This window comes from Kaistella sp. (assembly GCF_032060305.1).
GTDB classification, from domain to species: Bacteria; Bacteroidota; Bacteroidia; order Flavobacteriales; family Weeksellaceae; genus Kaistella; species Kaistella yananensis.
The window spans coordinates 1-1809 of sequence record NZ_DAMBHK010000144.1 but is presented as its reverse complement, the minus strand read 5'-3'; the positions used below and the strand labels follow the sequence as shown (position 1 = coordinate 1809).

The following is a 1809-nucleotide window of genomic DNA, read 5'->3' as shown; positions in this document are numbered from 1 at the left end:
GGATATTTGAGAGTTAGCGGTCATTGTAGAGCGACACTCACGAATAGTAATCAAATATAAATTGACAACAATGGAAATAATTTTTAGACCTATGACAGCAGACGACTGGAAAAACGTTTCTGAAATTTACAGACAAGGTATTGAAACTGGAAATGCAACATTCCAACAAGAAATACCAACATACACAGACTGGGATAACGGACATTTGAAGAATTGTAGAATTGTTGCAATTAAAGATAATGAAGTTGCTGGTTGGGCTGCATTGACACCTATTTCCGGACGGTGTGTTTATGCTGGTGTTGCAGAAGTAAGCGTATATGTGGCAGACAAAAATCGTGGACATAAAATTGGACATAAACTTCTTGAAAAATTAATTATTGAAAGTGAAAACGAAAAACTTTGGACATTACAGGCTGGAATTTTTCCTGAAAATATTGCAAGTTTGAAAATTCACGAAGCACTTGGGTTTAGGAAAATTGGACACAGAGAACGAATTGGACAAATGAACGGTATTTGGAGAGATATAATTTTATTAGAACGAAGAAGTAAATTGATAGGAATTGGACAATAGAAAAAACAACGAACCGCTAACATCGTACGGTTTCTTTGTGGGTGTTTTCACGGAATGTGGTTTTAAGGGTTAACGTATTGGGATAACGGGAAGGATGAAACGGTTTGGTTTTGCTTATTTATACTTAATATTCGTACAATTTCTCAGGATTGTTTATATTTGAGCATACGTACAACTATGATTCAAAACTACCTCCGGAAACTCTCTCAGCTTTATTTTAACGGCAACGCGACCGAACATTCCTATCGGGGTGATCTGCAGACGCTTTTGCAGGAAATTCTTGGGAAAGAGTTTTCGGTTATCAACGAGCCGCAGCGGCAGGCCTGTGGTGCGCCCGATTATATTATTTCGAAGAAAGATATTCCTGTAGGTTTTATTGAAGCCAAAGACCTGAAACTGGGCATCGACCATAAAAAGAACAAGCCACAGTTCGACCGCTACAGAAATGCGCTTTCGAACCTCATCATTACCGATTACCTGAATTTCGAATTCTACCGGGATGGCGAACTTACCACGAAGATTTCGCTCGGGGATATTCTGGGCAATGAGATTGCTCCTCAGGAAGAAAACTTTGCGCTCTTCACCAATCTGATTAAAGATTTCAGTGAGGAGGTTTCGCAGAACATTAAAAACTCCGAACGCCTTGCGGAAATGATGGCCAACAAAGCCAAACTGATTTCCGACATTATTTATAAAACGCTGAATTATCAGGAAGAGCATGAACTGCATTCAGACTTAATGAGTCAGAAACAGGCCTTCCATGACATGCTGATTCACGATATCGACAACCATACTTTTGCCGACCTGTATGCGCAAACCATCGCGTACGGACTTTTCGTGGCGCGGTATCACGATCCCACGCTGCCTACATTCTCGAGGCTTGAAGCCGCAAACCTGATTCCGAAGTCGAATCCCTTCCTTAGGAAACTCTTCCAGCATATTGCGGGTTTCGATCTGGATGAAAACCTGAAGATCTTTGTGGATGACCTTATTGAAATCTTCAAGGCGAGTGATGTGCTGTCCATTATGCGGAACTTCGGGAAATCGACGCGGCAGGAAGATCCTGTGATTCACTTCTACGAAACTTTTCTGGGCAAATACAATCCGGCGCTGCGCAAGGCCCGCGGGGTTTGGTACACGCCGCAGCCGGTGGTGAATTTTATTGTGCGTGCGGTGGATGATCTGCTGAAAACCGAATTCAACCTCCCGATGGGACTCGCCGATGCCTCGAAACTGAC

At 42.5% G+C, this 1809-nt stretch carries 2 protein-coding genes; both read left to right on the top strand.

The features are described 5' to 3' along the window. The first annotated feature begins 70 nt into the window (after window positions 1–70). Window positions 71–571, top strand: a complete 501-nt coding sequence (locus V5N63_RS11765; protein WP_332034093.1) for a GNAT family N-acetyltransferase — start codon at window positions 71–73, stop codon at window positions 569–571. 177 nt (window positions 572–748) lie between these two features. Next, a partial coding sequence (locus V5N63_RS11760; protein WP_332034092.1) for an N-6 DNA methylase occupies window positions 749–1809 on the top strand: 1061 nt, incomplete at its 3' end.

Coding starts and splice junctions, on each gene's coding strand:
- V5N63_RS11765 (WP_332034093.1), top strand. CDS start 71: ATGGAAATAATTTTTAGACCTATGACAGCAGACGACTGGAAAAACGTT.